The following is a 14,942-nucleotide window of genomic DNA, read 5'->3' as shown; positions in this document are numbered from 1 at the left end:
TTTCTGCGCATCAATGCCCGCGAGGTTGCCCATCATGAGTACTCCCCTGAAAATCGATTTCGTCAGCGACGTATCCTGCCCCTGGTGCATCATCGGCCTGCGTGGCCTGACCGAAGCCCTCGACCAGCTCGGCAGCGAAGTGCAGGCCGAGATCCATTTCCAGCCGTTCGAACTGAACCCGAACATGCCCGCCGAGGGGCAGAACATCGTCGAGCACATTACCGAAAAGTACGGTTCCACGGCGCAAGAGTCCCAGGCTAATCGTGCGCGCATCCGCGACATGGGCGCCGCATTGGGCTTTGCGTTCCGCACCGACGGCCAGAGCCGTATCTACAACACCTTCGACGCGCACCGCCTATTGCATTGGGCGGGGCTGGAGGGTCTGCAGTACAACCTCAAGGAAGCGCTGTTCAAGGCGTATTTCAGCGATGGCCAGGACCCTTCCGATCACGCGACCCTGGCGATCATCGCCGAGAGCGTAGGGCTGGACATTGCGCGCGCCGCCGAGATTCTTGCCAGCGATGAATACGCCGCCGAAGTCCGTGAGCAGGAACAGCTGTGGGTTTCCCGTGGGGTGAGTTCGGTGCCGACCATTGTCTTCAATGACCAATATGCGGTGAGCGGTGGGCAACCGGCTGAAGCCTTCGTCGGCGCGATTCGCCAGATCATTGCCGAGGCGCGATCCTGACGCCGCTTCAATGTGGGAGCTGGCTTGCCTGCGATAGCGGACTGTCAGTTGCAAATGGGCTGGCTGACACACCGATATTGCAGGCAAGCCAGCTCCCACACTTGATACTCATTGTTTGCAAAAATGGCGCTCATCCAAGCGCTGGCCCATCCCTTGCATTACCCCCCTAAAGCCCAACCGGCCTGCGGTTGGGCGCTGCCATTAGGGGTGAAACTTACCTTGAACATTCTTGACCTTGACCACAGCCTCACCGGCCAGGCACCGATTGCCCGGCGGTTGGCCAGCGGTCGGGCCACGCGCCTGGACCTGCTGGACCTGGGCCCGAAATTGCGTTTGTGGTCCACCGAAAAAACCTGGAAGCGTTTCGTCGAGCGCCTGGCCCAACGGCCACGGCCCCGTGACGCGCTCCCGGAAATCCTGTTTGTCGGCTCCGGTGATTATCACCACCTCACGCCGGCCTTTTTGGCCGACCTCAAAGAGCCCATCAGCCTGATCCACTTTGACAACCACCCCGACTGGGTGCGCTTTGCGCCCAAGCGGCACTGCGGTTCGTGGGTCAACCGGGCGCTGAAGATGCCGGCGATCCAACGCATCGTCACCCTCGGCCCGTGCAGCGATGACCTGCATAACCCGCAACTGCGCGGCGGCAATCTTGGCGCCCTCAAGCGCGGGCGTTTGCAGTTGTTTCCCTGGCAGCATCCGCCGTCCAAGGTCTGGGGCCGGGTGGGGGACGGCGCCGGCCACCAGCAACAGGAAAACCACCTGCATTGGCGCAACCTGGCGGACCTGGATTGGGCGGCTTTCCTCGACCAGATGATTGCCAGCCTGCCCACCGAAGCGATCTGGATCACCATCGACAAAGATGTGCTGGCCAGTGAAGACGCCGCCACCAACTGGGACCAGGGTGGCATGCGCCTGACCCATTTGCTCCAGGCCCTGCGGGCGTTGGCGGCGGGTAAACGCATCATTGGCATCGACGTCTGCGGTGAGTTCGCCACGCCGGCGTTCAGCAACGCGTTCAAGCGCTGGGAAGCCAAGTCTGATCAGCCGCCACCGGAGCGCTGGAGCCCGCAAGACTTGCAGCGTAATGCTGCAACCAATGAAGCCTTGATCGACCTGTTTGAGGAGCTGTTCCCGTGACCCTGACCGTGGTGTTGTTACTGGCGTTTTCCATCGTCCTAGATGTGATTGGCCAGCTGTGTTTCAAATTGGGCGTGGACCGTTTGCCGCAACTCGATGGCGGTTTTCGCCTGCGTGCGTTCTGGGGCCAGGTGTTCAATGCGCCGCTGTTGTGGGCCGGCGTCGGCGCCTATGTGATTGAGTTTTTTGTCTGGCTCGAAGCGCTGTCCCGTGCGCCCTTGAGTCTGCTGTTTCCGCTGGCGGCGTTGGCCTATTGCCTGGTGGTACTGGCGGGCAGGGTGGTGCTCAAGGAAACCGTCAGCCGGCGTCGTTGGCTGGGCACGTTGGTGATCACTTTGGGCGTGATGTTGGTAGCGATAGCGGGGAACCAGGCATGACAACGCAAACAATCAATACTGGCTGGCTGCATGGGCGTCTTGGCACCCTGGTGCTATGGGCACTGCTGATTGCCACCGAAAGCGCCGGGCAGTTGTTCACCAAGGTGGCCGGCGATCAATTGGGGCCGATGGACTTCAGTTGGCAATGGCTGGCTGACGTGGCGCGCAACCCGGGAATTCTGGCGGCGATTGCCAGCTATCTGGGAGCGTTTTTTGTATGGATGCTGATTCTGCGGCGTAGCAGTTTGTCCCTGGCGTTTCCGCTGAGTTCGCTGGTGTTTGTGGCGGTACTGCTGGGCTCTTGGCTGGGGCTGGGGGAGCACATCAGCGTGTTGCATTGGGTGGGCGTGGTGGTGATTATCGGGGGTATCGCCCTATTGGCTGAAGGCGAAGAACACTGAAAATAGTGCTATGAAACACAGGCTCAATGTGGGAGCGGGCTTGCTCGCGAATGCGGTGGGTCAGTCACCCGATACTTAACTGACCCACCGCATTCGCGAGCAAGCCCGCTCCCACAATTTTGCTGCCGTGTAATTCAGTCGAAGGTATAGCTGATCGCCGTCTGCACCTGGCCCTGATTCACATGGCCAGCCTCCTTGACGATGCTGCTCTTGGCCGCTGACCCCACCAGGCGTACCCAGCTGGCGCTGGTCAGCAGCGACCAATGGGGCGCCAGGGGAAAGGCGAAGCTTTGGCTCAGCGTCACATTCTGGAAACCCCCGCTCGCGTTGTAGGGCCGCAAGCCTGAAGCGACGGCTTCGTTGTTGTCCACGCCGAAGAAGGTATTGGCCTGGCGTGCATCGGCAAAACGCGCAACCAGGCCATTGCTGCCGATAATCCCGCCGCCCACGGGGTAACCCAGCTCGCCGCCGATTTTACCCAAGGCGCCGCTCTGGGAATGCCCGCCGCCCACGGCCTGGCCCAATTGCGCGTAGACCCGCCAGAAATCGGCCGGGGCGTATTGGACGAAACCGCCCACCTCTGCCATGTCCGACACGTTACGCAGGCCTTGCAACTCGCCGTTGGAGGTGCGCCCCGAGAGGTAGTTGATATAGGGGCCAGCGGTAAGGCCGTGGGTATCCAGGGCGCTCCAGGTGAGGCCGTCATCGGTGCTCAGACTGACGTCACCCCAATCCAGGTCCAGGTACGGTACAGGCCGGGTTTCGTAGCGGCTGCCGCTGGGGTCGTGGGGCTGATAGCTGAGGCCAGCGCCCACGTCGCCCGTGATGCCCGCTGCCCACGCGGCACTGCAAAGGCCCCACCCTCCAAGTAAACCGGTGAATACAGCAGCAGCGAGCTTGGACATGGGGACGTTTCCTGAAGGTAGGCAGGCGCGCATGAACGCGCAAACCGGCGCGCCTGCGCAAGCACTCATGTTGTTTGTAGCAAGCTACAAAAATTGTAGCTCCTGCGACACCTATCGCTGCGCATTTCGCCCCAGCCCCCCAGCCCTGCGGGGTTTCGACCAGTTGGCACAGTCCCTGCTCTATCCCTTGGCAAGCGCATACAGCGCGCTCCTCCAAGGCCCTTTACCTAAAGGAAAGGCAGATGATCAACTGGCATATCGTGTGTGACTTCGACGGGACCATTACCCCCACCGATGTCATCGACAACGTCCTCCAACGCTTCGCCGGCCCCGAGTGGGAAACCATTGAGCAGGAATGGCTGGATGGGCATATCGGTTCACGCGAATGCCTGAGCCGCCAACTGGCGCTGATCAAGGCCACCCCGGCTGAACTGCTGGCGTACTTCGACAGCGTCGAGATCGACCCGGACTTCCCGGATTTCGTCGATCACGTCATGGGCCTGGGTGCCTCCATCGAAGTGGTCAGCGACGGCATCGAGCAGGGCATTGCCCGCATCCTTTCGCGCAACTACGTGACCCTGTTGCCGATCCTCGCCAACCGCCTGCGCCAGGTCGACCAGGACAGCTGGCGCATCGACTTCCCGTATGCCAGCGATGCCTGCCGCGCCGCTTCCGGCAACTGCAAGTGCAAATCCACGCCGCGCAACAAGCGCGTGCTGGTGATCGGCGACGGCAAGTCCGACATGTGCGTGGCCTCCACTGCAGACTTCGTGTTCGCCAAGGGCAGCCTCGCCGAGTACTGCGTCGCCCACCAGATCCCTCATGCGCGCTTCGACACCTTTGCGCAAGTGCCGGCGTTGCTGGCCAAGTTGCCACAAGGCCTCGCCGCCAACGCCACCACCTTCAACACCTCTTCTGACAAACAGGAACTCTTCCATCATGTCTGATATCCGTATCGCTACCGCCGAAGACCAGGTGCTTCTGGATAAAGAAGCCAAGTATTGCTCCTACGGCGACACCGTTCACTACATCGAGCCGCCGCGTATTTTCAGTCGCTGCGAAGGCTCCTATGTGTGGGACACCGAAGACCAGGCCTACCTCGACCTGCAGATGTGGTACTCGGCCGTCAACTTCGGCTATGCCAACCCGCGCCTGAACAACGCGCTGAAAAAGCAGATCGACACCCTGCCGCAAATCGCCAGCCAGTACCTGCACAAAGGCAAGATCGAGCTGTCGGAAATGATCGCGGTCGATGCCAAGAACAAGTTCGGCCTCGACGGCCGTGTGCACTTCAACGTCGGCGGTTCGCAGTCCATCGAAGATTCCCTGAAGGTGGTGCGCAACGCCAGCAACGGTAAAAGCCTGATGTTCGCCTTCGAAGGCGGCTACCACGGGCGCACCCTCGGCGCCTCGTCGATCACCTCCAGCTTCCGCTATCGTCGTCGCTACGGCCACTTTGGCGAACGCGCCAATTTCATCCCATTCCCTTACCACTTCCGTGGCCCGAAGGGCATGACCAAGGAAGAGTACGGCAGCCATTGCGTGCAGCAGTTCGCCCGCTTGTTCGAGACCGAATACAACGGTGTCTGGGACCCTAAAACCAACCAGTGCGAATACGCAGCTTTCTATGTCGAGCCGATCCAGGGCACCGGTGGCTACGTGATCCCGCCGATGAATTTCTACCGCGAGCTCAAGCACGTCCTGGACCAGCACGGCATCCTGATGGTGTCCGACGAAATCCAGATGGGCTTCTATCGCACCGGCAAACTCTGGTCAATCGAGCACTTCGACGTACAACCGGACGTGATCGTGTTCGGCAAGGCGCTGACCAATGGTCTCAACCCATTGGGCGGTATCTGGGCCCGTGAAGAGTTGATCAACCCGAAGGTGTTCCCGCCAGGTTCGACTCACTCCACCTTCGCCTCCAACCCGTTGGGTACCGCGGTGGGCCTGGAAATGTTCAAGATGACCAGCGAAGTCGACTACGGCGCCATGGTCATGGCCAAGGGCAAATACTTCCTGGAAGGCCTGCAAGACTTGCAAAAACGCTTCCCCATTATCGGCGATGTGGACGGTCTGGGCCTGGCGCTGCGCTGCGAAATCTGCGGCCCGGATGGCTTCACCCCGGATAAGGCGACCCTGGACTATATGGTCGAAGAAGGCATGAAAGGCGATATGGTGGTAGACGGCCAGAAACTGGGGCTGATCCTCGACGTGGGCGGTTACTACAAGAACGTGATCACCCTGGCGCCGTCCCTGGAAATCAGCTACCCGGAAATCGACCTGGGCCTGAAGTTGCTGGAGCAACTGCTGGTGCGAGCGACCACGCGGTGAATGCTCAAGGGATCGACCTCGGTGAAGGCACTGCCGGTTTCGTTCTCGGTGATGGTCCGGTCGGGATCCTGTTGATCCACGGCCTGACCGGCACACCGACCGAGTTGCGCCAGGTCGCCAAGGGCCTGGCCAAGGCGGGCAACTGCACGGTGTATGTGCCCACGCTGGCCGGGCACTGCGGCGACAACAGCGACTTGCAGGCCACTGGCTGGCAGGACTGGTACGAAGGCGTGCGCAAGACCTTCGTACAGGTCAAACAACGCCACGCGCAGGTATTTGTCGGTGGCTTGTCCATGGGCGCGGTGATGTCGATGTATGTGGCGTCCGAACATCCAGGACAAGTCGCCGGGTTGCTGATGTATTCCACCACCTTGAAGTACGACGGCTGGAGCATCAACAAGCTGGCATTTCTTACGCCCTTGCTGATGAAGATCCCATTCGGCGTGCACATTTGCAGCTTCGAAGAGAAGCCGCCCTACGGCATCAAGAACGAGCGCCTGCGGGCCATCGTCGAGCGGCAGATGAAGGAAGGCGAGAGCAGCGAGGCGGGTTTGCTGACCATGGAAGGCATCACCGTGCGCGAGCTGCACCGCATGAACGCCGTGGTCAAGAAGCGCATGCCCCAGATCAAGGTGCCGGCGCTGGTGCTGCATTCCATCGAGGACGACATCACCAGCCGTTGGAACGCCGATTACGTGGAGCGCCACCTCGGCGGGCCGGTGACCAAGATCCTGTTGGACAACTGCTACCACATGATCACGGTCGATTTGCAGTACCGGCGGGTGATCGAGTTGAGTGCCAGGTTTGTCGAGCAGCACACAGTCTTCAAGTCAACGCGGATCAATGTGGGAGCGGGCTCGCCTGCGATGGCATCACTGCGGTCTGCCTGACGTACCGAGGCGCCTGCATCGCAGCGATGCGGCGATCCGACAAGCCAGCTCCCACATTGGACCGGCGTTCGCCATAGAAATAAGGGCAATCTGTGATAACCACCCAAGCCTACCCGACCATCCGGGCTATCCAGCGCGATGTCTGGAACGACTGTTTTCCCGGTGCCCTGGAGGATTGGGACTATTACCTGGCCGTGGAAAACGCCGCGATCGATGACTTTCAGTGGCGTTACCTGGCGGTCTTTGAGGATGACACGCTGGTGGCCGTAGCCGCCGCGTTCATCACCCATTATCGCCTCGACACCACGGTGTCGGGGGCCGGCAAGCGCTTGACCGAGCGCCTGGATCGGTTGTGGCCGGGGGCTTTGCAACTGGCGTTGTACGCCATCGGGTCGCCGGTGGCGGAGCGTTGTGATGCCGGTGTCGCCAGCCATGTGTCCGAATCCCGGCGCCCGTTGCTGTTGCAGCAGTTATTGGCGGCCGGGCGTAGCGACGCCGATGCGCTCGGTATCGGCTTGCTGGCGGTCAAGGATGCGCCCACCAACGACCCGCATTGGGCCCAGAGCTGCCTTGCTGCAGGTTTTCAAAGCATGCCCAGCTTGCCCACGGGGGTGTTGCCGCTGCCTTATGGCTCGGTGGATGCCTACCTGGGTTCGCTGGGCAAATCCACGCGCAAGGACCTGCGCCGCAAACTGCGCGCACCAGGGCCGCGGGTCGAGTGGCGGCGCAATATCGATGACGTGCTGCCCGAGGTCATGCGCCTGTATGAGGCCACGCTCGCGCGCGCAGACTTGCAGTTCGAGCGCCTGCCCGCCGGTTACTTCACGGGCGTGCTCGAACACCTTCACGAGCGGGCGGTCTGTGTTCTGTACTGGGTGGATGAGCGCCTGGTGGCGTTCAACCTGATCCTGCTGGATGAGCATCGGCTGGTGGACAAGTTCTTTGGTCATGACCTTGAGTTCAGCCGCGAGTACAACCTGTACTTCCGTAGCTGGTTGACCAATGTCGACTACTGTATTGAACACCGTATTCCGGTGTACGAGTGCGGCCAGGCCGGGTATGCCAGTAAACTGCGCCTGGGGTGCGAGTTCGAGGGCAACAGCCTGTTCTTCCGCCACCGTAACCGGCTGGTCAACGGCCTGCTCAAGCTTGTAAAACTGTTTATTCGACCGGATCGTTCCGACCCTGCCATGGCTGCTGCGATAAGCGAAACCTGATGATTACCAAGACCCGCCAGAAAGCCCGCCCCTTTGCCATCTCGCGTTGGAGCGTCCAGCGCAAGCTGGTGCTGGCGTTCTGGCTGGTCAGCGTGATTCCCACCATGATCGCGGCTGAACTGGCCGCCACCACGCTGTCGCAGATTTTCGACAGCAACGTGCGCATCTGGCTGCAAGAGTCGACCAAGATCGTCAAGGACGAAATCGGCGACATCCTTCACGACAACGCGCGCATGGCCAAGCTGTTCCTGCGCTATACCAGCCCGCCGTCGTCCAAAAATGCCGAGAAGCATGACCGGCTCACCGCCGACATTGCCGATGCCACCGATATCGACGTGGTCGCGCTGATTCGCACCAGCGACCGTAAAGTGATGTTCAGCACGGCCGCCGATGACATCGTCAGGCAGATCAACCTCACCAGCAACGCGGTGCTGCAAACCGTGCAAGTCGCCGGTGTGAGCACGGGCCTGGTGGTGTCCACCTTCGAAACCAGCCGTGACGGTGTTGATTACCTGTTGCTGGTCGCCACTTACCTGGACAGCAGTTTCCTCACCAGCGTGGCCGATGTGCATTCCCTCGACCTGCGTTTGTACCTGGCCAACCCTGCAGGGTTTTCCGAAATATTTTCCACCCAGCGCTTCGCCAATCACCCCTCGCGCATCCCCAAGAATGTCGAGGCCTACCTGCGCAGCACCAAGCAGCCCAGCGAACAGTTCACTAACCAATACAGCGGTTTGTACTGGCCGATTTTCAATGACGCCGGCGAGTTGCAAGGCGTGATCTTCAGCGGCCTGCTACGCCACACCAGCCTGGTGGGGTTGGTGAACCAGAGCAACCTGTTCGTGCTGATCTTCCTGGTCAGCTCGGCGCTGTCCCTGGCGGCCGGGTTGTTGGTGTCGCGGCGCCTGACCAAGCCCCTGCGCGATTTGTCCCAGGGCGTGGATGCGGTGATCTCGGGCAGTTATGCGCACCGTGTGGTGGTCAGTGGCGGTGACGAACTGGCGCAATTGAGCAGCACCTTCAACCACATGACCGAACGCCTGGGCGAGTTGCATCATCTGGAAGCCCAACTGCGCCGGCGTGACCGCTTGCATGCTCTGGGTGAAGTCGCCATGGGCCTGGCTCACGAAATTCGCAACCCATTGGGCATTATCAAGACTGCCACTCAACTGCTGCATCGGCGCGCCGACCTGGCAGAAACCGACAAGCGTCACCTGGAATATGTCATCAGCGAAGTCAGCCGCATCAACGAGCTGATTACCGAGTTCCTCGATTTCGCCAAGCCCAACCCGCCGATACGCGTGCAGCAACCGGCACGCGCCCTGGTGGAAGAAATCCTCGGTTTCTGCGGCCCGGAGCTGAGTAGCCATCGCATTGACGCGCAGATCGACGACCAGGCGCCTGGCGCGACGATCTACGCCGATGCCAAGCAGCTCAAGCAGGCCTGTCTCAACCTGATTCTCAACGCCATCGACGCGATGCCCGACGGCGGGCGCCTGACCCTGGGCATTCGTAGCGTGGGCGACAACACCGTGATCAGCATCGCCGATACCGGCGAGGGCATCCCCGCGGATATGGTGGAGCGTATCTTTACGCCATTCGTCACTACCAAGGCCTCGGGCACAGGCCTGGGCCTGGCCAAAGTCTATTCGATCATGGAAAGTCACGACGGCAGCATCGAATGCGCCAGTGAGAAAGATGCCGGCGCGACCTTCAGCCTGTACATTCCGGCTGACGGTGAAGACGACGGTGAAGATGAGGACGGGCATGACGCATAACGTATTGGTGGTCGACGACGAGCCCAAGCTCTGTGATTTGCTGACCCAGGCCTTGAGCCAGAACGGCATCCAAGTGTTCAGCGCGGGCAACGGCCTGCATGCGCTCAAGGTGCTGGGGGAGGAGGACATCGACCTGGTCATCAGCGACTGGCGCATGCCGGGCATGGACGGGCCGGCGTTGCTGGCCGAAATCAAGGTACGTTATCCGACCTTGCCGGTAATCGTGATGACGGCCTATAGCACGGTGAAAAACGCCGTGCAGTCGATGCGTAACGGTGCCTATGACTACATTGCCAAGCCGTTCGACATCGACGAGCTGGACATCACCGTGGCCAAGGCCCTGCAATTTCGCGACATCATGCGTGACAACGCGCGCATGCGCGCCGAGTTGGACGAGCATGCGCAGTTCGACAGCCTGGTGGGCGACAGCCCGGCGTTTCGCCAGGTGCTCCAGGCGGTGGATTCGGTGCGTGACAGCAACGCCACCATCCTGCTGACCGGCGAAAGCGGCACTGGCAAGGAAATGGTCGCCCGTGCCATCCACAAGCATGGCAGCCGTGCCGACCAACCCTTCGTGGCGGTCAATTGCGCGGCCATCCCTGAAGGCTTGCTGGAAAGCGAAATGTTCGGCCATCGCAAAGGCGCGTTCACCGGCGCCGTGGCTGACCGGGTAGGGCGCTTCATGCAGGCCGACAAGGGCACGCTGTTTCTGGATGAAGTCGGTGATATGCCCTTGGCGTTGCAGGCCAAGATTCTGCGCGCCTTGCAGGAGCGGGTTATCGAGCCGGTAGGCGACCCCCGCGAGCGCAAGGTAGATGTACGGGTGATTGCCGCCACCAACAAAAACCTGCTGGATGCGGTGGCGGCCAAGGAGTTTCGCGAAGACCTGTATTACCGCCTCAATGTCTTCCCGATTCCGTTGCCGTCCTTGCGCGAACGCGTGGAAGACATCGCGCCCCTGGCGCGCCACTTCGCCCACACCCTGAGCGCGACCACCGGCAAACGCATCACCGGTTTCAGCCCCGAGGCGTTGCAGGCCATGGCGGCGTACCACTGGCCGGGCAACATCCGCGAGCTGCAAAACTGCGTGGAACGCGCAACCATCGTGGCGGCTTCATCGGTGATCGAGGATATTGATTTGCCGGGGTATCTGTTTGCTTCCAAACCGAGCGAGGGCGATGTGACCACGATCCTCAGCGACGGCCCAGGCGTGCCGCGGGATCTGGATGCGGCGCTGGCCGAAGTGGAGAAAGCCTATATTCTTGCGGCGTTGCAGGAGAGCAATGGGGTGCAGGCTGCGGCGGCGCAGCGGATCGGGATTTCCGAGAGGAGCTTCTGGTATCGCCTGAAGAAGCTGGGGATTCAGGTCGATAAGATCGTGCGCTGATCTGAGTGTGGGAGCTGGCTTGCCTGCGATTGCGGTCTGCCTGTGCCGGATGTTTGCCTGACACACCGCTATCGCAGGCAAGCCAGCTCCCACCTGTTTAATCGCGTTGTGTCAGGTGTGCAGGCGTACCCACACGCTGACCAACACCGTCGCGGCCATCAACCAAGTCACGGCGGCGACTGCCAGCGATGCCTCCAACCGCAGCCGATCGACCATCACATACAGCGTCGCCAAATACACAAAGTACGGAATGATCGACCACATCCCGAACAGGATCGTGGTCTTCAAGTCCGCAACCGTTCGGCCTTTGCCGACGATGTAATGGGCGATCAGCGCAAAAGTGGGAAACAGCGGCACCAAGCCTGCGATGTAATAGTTTTTGGTCTTGGCCAGCGCCGCCAGGATCAGCACCACTGCGGCGCCAAGTGCAGCCTTCAAGAACAGATCCATCAGTGACTCAACCCGTATTTCTTGACCTTGTCGAACAGGGTGGTCTTGGCCATCCCCAGTTCCTGGCTGGCCTGTGTCAGGTTGCCACCGCTGCGTTGCAGGGCATCGTTGAGCAGGTTGCGCTCAAAGGCTTCCACCGCCTCGGTAAAGGCAACCCCTTGGCTGCCGCTACCGGCGCCGCTTTTCTTGAAGGCGGGCAGGCCGAGGGCGAAACGTTCGGCGACGTTGCGCAACTCACGCACGTTACCTGGCCAGTCGTGGCTCATCAGGCTGGACAGGGTCTGGTTATCCAGCTCCGGCACCGCCCGGTCGAAGCGTAGCGACGATTGCTGCAGGAAGTGTTCGAACAGTTGCAGGATGTCTTCACGCCGCTCGCGCAGGGGCGGCAGTTCCAGGGTGACGACATTGAGGCGGTAGTACAGGTCGCTGCGAAACTGGCTGGCGCGGCTCAACTCGTCGAGGTCGGACTTGGTGGCAGCGATTACCCGGCAATCCACCGCCACGCTCTGGTTCGAACCCAGGCGTTCCAACGTGCGTTCTTGCAGCACCCGCAGCAATTTGATCTGCAGGTTGATCGGCATGCTCTCTACTTCATCGAGGAACAGCGTGCCTTGATGGGCATGCTCGATCTTGCCGATGCGACGTTTGCCGGCGCCGGTGAAGGCGTTGGCCTCGTGGCCGAAAATCTCGCTTTCGAACAGGTTCTCCGGCAGGCCACCGCAGTTGAGCGCGACGAACTGGTGGGTATGGCGCCGGCTAAAATCATGCAGGCAACGTGCGACCAGTTCCTTGCCGGTGCCGGTTTCGCCTTCGATTAGCACGTTGGCCGAAGTGTCGGCGACGTTGGCGATCAGTTCACGCAGGTTTTGCATCGCCGGCGAGCGGCCGATGATGCGGCCCTCCAGCGAGTCGCGCTCGGCCAGTTGCCGGCGCAGCGACCAGACTTCCCGCGCCAGGCCGCGTTGTTCCAGGGCGCGGCGTGCCACGTCCACCAGACGTTCGGGCGAGAAGGGTTTTTCCATGAAGTCGTAGGCACCGTTACGCATGGCCCCAACCGCCATGGAGATATCGCCATGCCCGGTGATCAACACCACCGGCAGGCTTTTATCCAGGGCCTTGAGGCGGGTCAGCAGTTCCAGGCCATCGATGCCCGGCAGGCGAATATCACTGATGACAATGCCTGCGAAGTTCTCGCCGATGCGCTTGAGCGCTTCTTCGGCACTGCCCACGCCGACGCTGGTGATGTCTTCGAGCGCCAAAGCTTGCTGGCAACCGAGCAGTACATGGGGGTCGTCTTCGACGATCAGGACGGTGAGGTCTTGGGCTTCAGTATTCATGTCGACTCAGCTCGTTGAGCGCCCACCAATGGCAGGTTCAGGACAAAGGCGGTACCACCATTGGCCGGATGTTCCACGGCAAGGCTACCGCCGGTGGCGGCCGCGAGGCGCGCGGAAAGGGTCAGGCCCAGGCCCAGGCCTTGTTCGCCGGGCTTGGTGGTAAAAAAGGGTTCGAACAAATGCTTGCGCGCCTCGGGGTCGATGCCGTGGCCATTATCACGCACCAACAGGCGGTATTTGCCATCGCCGCTCTGGCCTTCCAGCCACAGTTGCGGCGCCGCTTGGGCCTGCATCGCATCGAGGGCGTTACCGATCAGGTTGACCAGGATCTGCTCCAGGCGGGTCTGGTCGATCTGCAATTGGGCGTTGGTAAAGTCACGGTGCACGGTCAACGGCAGGCTGTCCAGGCGCGCACCGAGTACTTGGAACGCGGCGTCCACGGCTTTGCCGAGGCTGGCTTCGCCCTGGTCGTCGCCGCGCCGGGCAAAGGAACGCAGGCTGGCGGTGATGCGGCCCATGCGATCGATCAGTTCGTTGGTGGTCTTGAGGTTGGTGCTGGCGGTGTCTAGGGCGCCGCGCTCAAGGAAGCGTACGGTGTTGCCCGACAGCGTGCGCAAGGCCGCCAGCGGCTGGTTCAGTTCGTGGGCGATGCTGGTGGACATCTGGCCAATGGCTGCGAGTTTGCCGGCCTGCACCAATTCGTCCTGGGCGTGGCGCAGGGTTTCTTCGGCCTGGCGTCGTTCGCGAATCTGGCCCTTGAGCCGTTCGTTGCTGGCGCGCAGGTCGGCGGTGCGTTCGGCAATCCGACGCTCAAGCTGGCTGTTGGCTTCCTGCAAGGCTTCCCGTGCGGCGAGACGGGTGGCGATGACCTTGCGCCGTTCGTTCCAGGCGATCAGCAGGAAGGCGACCAGGCCAAAGGCGACGGCCACCAGAATGCCCTGGTTTATCGCGGCACGGCGCAGGTCATTGAGCGGGGTGAGCAGGGTGAAATTCCACGGTGTGTCGTTGAGCGGTCGGGTTTGCGCCAGGTAGCTGACGGCGTGCTGGTCATTGACTACTTCCGAGTTGGCCGGGAAGGTCAGTTTCTCCGTGCCTTCGTTCAGACGCTCGCGGGCCAGGGGTTGCAGTTCATTGAGCGTTGCCCAGTAATATTGCAGGCTGTGGGCCAGGCGATCCTTGGTGTCATCGCTCAGCGGGCGTACAGCCTTGAGGCGACGCGCCGGGTCACTGGACAGAATGATGATGCCGTTTTCGTCGCTCACGAACGCCTCGAGACGGGCGCGCTGCCAGCGTTCTTCCAGGGCTTCGAGGCGCACCTTGACCACGGCGACGCCGATGATCTTGCCGTGCTCTTCCAGGCCATGAGCCAGGTAATAGCCGGGTTCGCCGTTGGTGCTGCCGATGCCGTAAAAGCGGCCGGGTTGGCCGCGTACGGCGTTCTGGAAATAGGCGCGAAAAGACAGGTCCTCACCCTGGTAACTGTCGGCATCGCGCCAGTTACTGGTGGCCAGCACGCGGCCGGTGGTGTCCATCACATAGATGGCGCGGCTGCGACTGCGGCGGTTCAGGCCTTCGAGGTAGTCGTTGACCGTCTTGCGGGTTTCCTGGGTCGGGTCGGCGAGCAGTTGGGAAACACTGGACTCCAGTTCCAGCAGGCTGGGCAGGTAGGTGTACTTGCTCAGTTCGCTTTCGACGGTGCGGGCGTGCAGCTCCAACTGGCGTTCGCCATTGTCGCTGAGGGTGCGGATGCCGTAGTAGTCACTGACCCAGAAGCCGATATAACCCAGGCCGACCATCAGGGCGATGATCAACGGCGGCAGGAACAGTTGGCGTATCAGACGAGGCTTCACGGCAAGTGATGGCGGCGCGGCGCGATATTGATTGGGGTCGCATTTCATCACAGATGCCTTGGGTCAGCTACTTCTCGCCTGCCAACTGTAGGAGCGAGTTGCTTTTAGTGCTGCAGGATTTTCTCGAGGAAGTGCTGCGCACGTTCGGAGCGTGCGCTGATGTCGCCGAAGAACTCTTCTTTCGGGCA

At 61.3% G+C, this 14,942-nt stretch carries 14 protein-coding genes and 1 pseudogene; 10 read left to right on the top strand and 5 right to left on the bottom strand.

Annotation, left to right across the window (positions count from 1 at the left end):
• Positions 1–34 precede the first annotated feature (34 nt).
• From CER19_RS06560 to CER19_RS06545, 4 genes are all read left to right on the top strand, one after another.
• A complete protein-coding gene (locus CER19_RS06560; protein ID WP_116665824.1) occupies positions 35–688 on the top strand; it encodes a DsbA family oxidoreductase in 654 nt (217 codons plus the stop codon).
• Positions 689–907: 219 nt separating this feature from the next.
• The gene (locus CER19_RS06555; protein ID WP_116665846.1) at positions 908–1,828 is read left to right on the top strand and encodes an arginase; all 921 of its coding nucleotides are present in this window, start codon (positions 908–910) and stop codon (positions 1,826–1,828) included.
• Positions 1,825–2,205 carry an EamA family transporter gene (locus tag CER19_RS06550; RefSeq protein WP_003188930.1) on the top strand — a complete coding sequence of 127 codons (381 nt, stop codon included), beginning with the start codon at positions 1,825–1,827 and terminating at the stop codon, positions 2,203–2,205. The genes CER19_RS06555 and CER19_RS06550 overlap by 4 nt, the downstream gene beginning before the upstream one ends.
• On the top strand, positions 2,202–2,606 hold the full coding sequence (locus CER19_RS06545) for an EamA family transporter (RefSeq protein WP_014717122.1): 405 nt from the start codon (positions 2,202–2,204) through the stop codon (positions 2,604–2,606). Before CER19_RS06550 ends, CER19_RS06545 begins: the two co-directional genes overlap by 4 nt.
• Before the next feature lie 134 nt (positions 2,607–2,740).
• Here the strand turns inward: CER19_RS06545 and CER19_RS06540 are convergent, their stop codons facing one another.
• Complete coding sequence (locus CER19_RS06540; RefSeq protein WP_116665823.1) at positions 2,741–3,511, bottom strand: MipA/OmpV family protein; 771 nt, start codon at positions 3,509–3,511, stop codon at positions 2,741–2,743.
• A 242-nt stretch (positions 3,512–3,753) separates the two neighbouring features.
• Here CER19_RS06540 and CER19_RS06535 point away from each other — a divergent pair, with 242 nt between their 5' ends.
• From CER19_RS06535 to CER19_RS06510, 6 genes are all read left to right on the top strand, one after another.
• The gene (locus CER19_RS06535) at positions 3,754–4,458 is read left to right on the top strand and encodes an MtnX-like HAD-IB family phosphatase (RefSeq protein WP_116665822.1); all 705 of its coding nucleotides are present in this window, start codon (positions 3,754–3,756) and stop codon (positions 4,456–4,458) included.
• Complete coding sequence (locus CER19_RS06530; RefSeq protein ID WP_032893337.1) at positions 4,451–5,845, top strand: aspartate aminotransferase family protein; 1,395 nt, start codon at positions 4,451–4,453, stop codon at positions 5,843–5,845. Before CER19_RS06535 ends, CER19_RS06530 begins: the two co-directional genes overlap by 8 nt.
• On the top strand, positions 5,842–6,735 hold the full coding sequence (locus tag CER19_RS06525; protein ID WP_116665821.1) for a carboxylesterase: 894 nt from the start codon (positions 5,842–5,844) through the stop codon (positions 6,733–6,735). The genes CER19_RS06530 and CER19_RS06525 overlap by 4 nt, the downstream gene beginning before the upstream one ends.
• A gap of 92 nt (positions 6,736–6,827) precedes the next feature.
• Positions 6,828–7,952, top strand: a complete 1,125-nt coding sequence (locus CER19_RS06520; RefSeq protein ID WP_116665820.1) for a GNAT family N-acetyltransferase — start codon at positions 6,828–6,830, stop codon at positions 7,950–7,952.
• Positions 7,952–9,730 (top strand): HAMP domain-containing sensor histidine kinase, encoded by a 1,779-nt coding sequence (locus tag CER19_RS06515; RefSeq protein ID WP_032893334.1) that lies wholly within the window; start codon positions 7,952–7,954, stop codon positions 9,728–9,730. The genes CER19_RS06520 and CER19_RS06515 overlap by 1 nt, the downstream gene beginning before the upstream one ends.
• Positions 9,720–11,117, top strand: a complete 1,398-nt coding sequence (locus tag CER19_RS06510; protein ID WP_116665819.1) for a sigma-54 dependent transcriptional regulator — start codon at positions 9,720–9,722, stop codon at positions 11,115–11,117. The genes CER19_RS06515 and CER19_RS06510 overlap by 11 nt, the downstream gene beginning before the upstream one ends.
• 111 nt (positions 11,118–11,228) lie before the next feature.
• Here CER19_RS06510 and CER19_RS06505 read toward each other — a convergent pair whose 3' ends face one another.
• The 4 genes and pseudogenes from CER19_RS06505 to CER19_RS06490 all read right to left on the bottom strand — a co-directional run.
• On the bottom strand, positions 11,229–11,567 hold the full coding sequence (locus CER19_RS06505) for a GlpM family protein (RefSeq protein WP_116665818.1): 339 nt from the start codon (positions 11,565–11,567) through the stop codon (positions 11,229–11,231).
• Complete coding sequence (locus CER19_RS06500) at positions 11,567–12,904, bottom strand: sigma-54 dependent transcriptional regulator (RefSeq protein ID WP_116665817.1); 1,338 nt, start codon at positions 12,902–12,904, stop codon at positions 11,567–11,569. Before CER19_RS06500 ends, CER19_RS06505 begins: the two co-directional genes overlap by 1 nt.
• Positions 12,901–14,802: an ATP-binding protein gene (locus CER19_RS06495; protein WP_116665816.1), complete on the bottom strand. Its 1,902-nt coding sequence runs from the start codon at positions 14,800–14,802 to the stop codon at positions 12,901–12,903. Before CER19_RS06495 ends, CER19_RS06500 begins: the two co-directional genes overlap by 4 nt.
• Positions 14,803–14,858: 56 nt before the next feature.
• Positions 14,859–14,942: pseudogene (locus tag CER19_RS06490) on the bottom strand (amino acid ABC transporter ATP-binding protein); the annotation flags it as partial.

It is taken from the genome of Pseudomonas sp. GL93, from assembly GCF_003408955.1.
In the GTDB taxonomy this organism is placed as follows: Bacteria; Pseudomonadota; Gammaproteobacteria; order Pseudomonadales; family Pseudomonadaceae; genus Aquipseudomonas; species Aquipseudomonas paracarnis.
This window is presented reverse-complemented; position numbering and strand designations above follow the sequence as displayed.

Excerpts from the sequence above, each read along its gene's own strand:
- CER19_RS06560 (WP_116665824.1), top strand. The coding sequence starts at position 35 with ATGAGTACTCCCCTGAAAATCGATTTCGTCAGCGACGTATCCTGCCCC.
- CER19_RS06545 (WP_014717122.1), top strand. The coding sequence starts at position 2,202 with ATGACAACGCAAACAATCAATACTGGCTGGCTGCATGGGCGTCTTGGC.
- CER19_RS06540 (WP_116665823.1), bottom strand. The coding sequence starts at position 3,511 with ATGTCCAAGCTCGCTGCTGCTGTATTCACCGGTTTACTTGGAGGGTGG.
- CER19_RS06535 (WP_116665822.1), top strand. The coding sequence starts at position 3,754 with ATGATCAACTGGCATATCGTGTGTGACTTCGACGGGACCATTACCCCC.
- CER19_RS06530 (WP_032893337.1), top strand. The coding sequence starts at position 4,451 with ATGTCTGATATCCGTATCGCTACCGCCGAAGACCAGGTGCTTCTGGAT.
- CER19_RS06515 (WP_032893334.1), top strand. The coding sequence starts at position 7,952 with ATGATTACCAAGACCCGCCAGAAAGCCCGCCCCTTTGCCATCTCGCGT.
- CER19_RS06510 (WP_116665819.1), top strand. The coding sequence starts at position 9,720 with ATGACGCATAACGTATTGGTGGTCGACGACGAGCCCAAGCTCTGTGAT.
- CER19_RS06505 (WP_116665818.1), bottom strand. The coding sequence starts at position 11,567 with ATGGATCTGTTCTTGAAGGCTGCACTTGGCGCCGCAGTGGTGCTGATC.
- CER19_RS06500 (WP_116665817.1), bottom strand. The coding sequence starts at position 12,904 with ATGAATACTGAAGCCCAAGACCTCACCGTCCTGATCGTCGAAGACGAC.
- CER19_RS06495 (WP_116665816.1), bottom strand. The coding sequence starts at position 14,802 with ATGAAATGCGACCCCAATCAATATCGCGCCGCGCCGCCATCACTTGCC.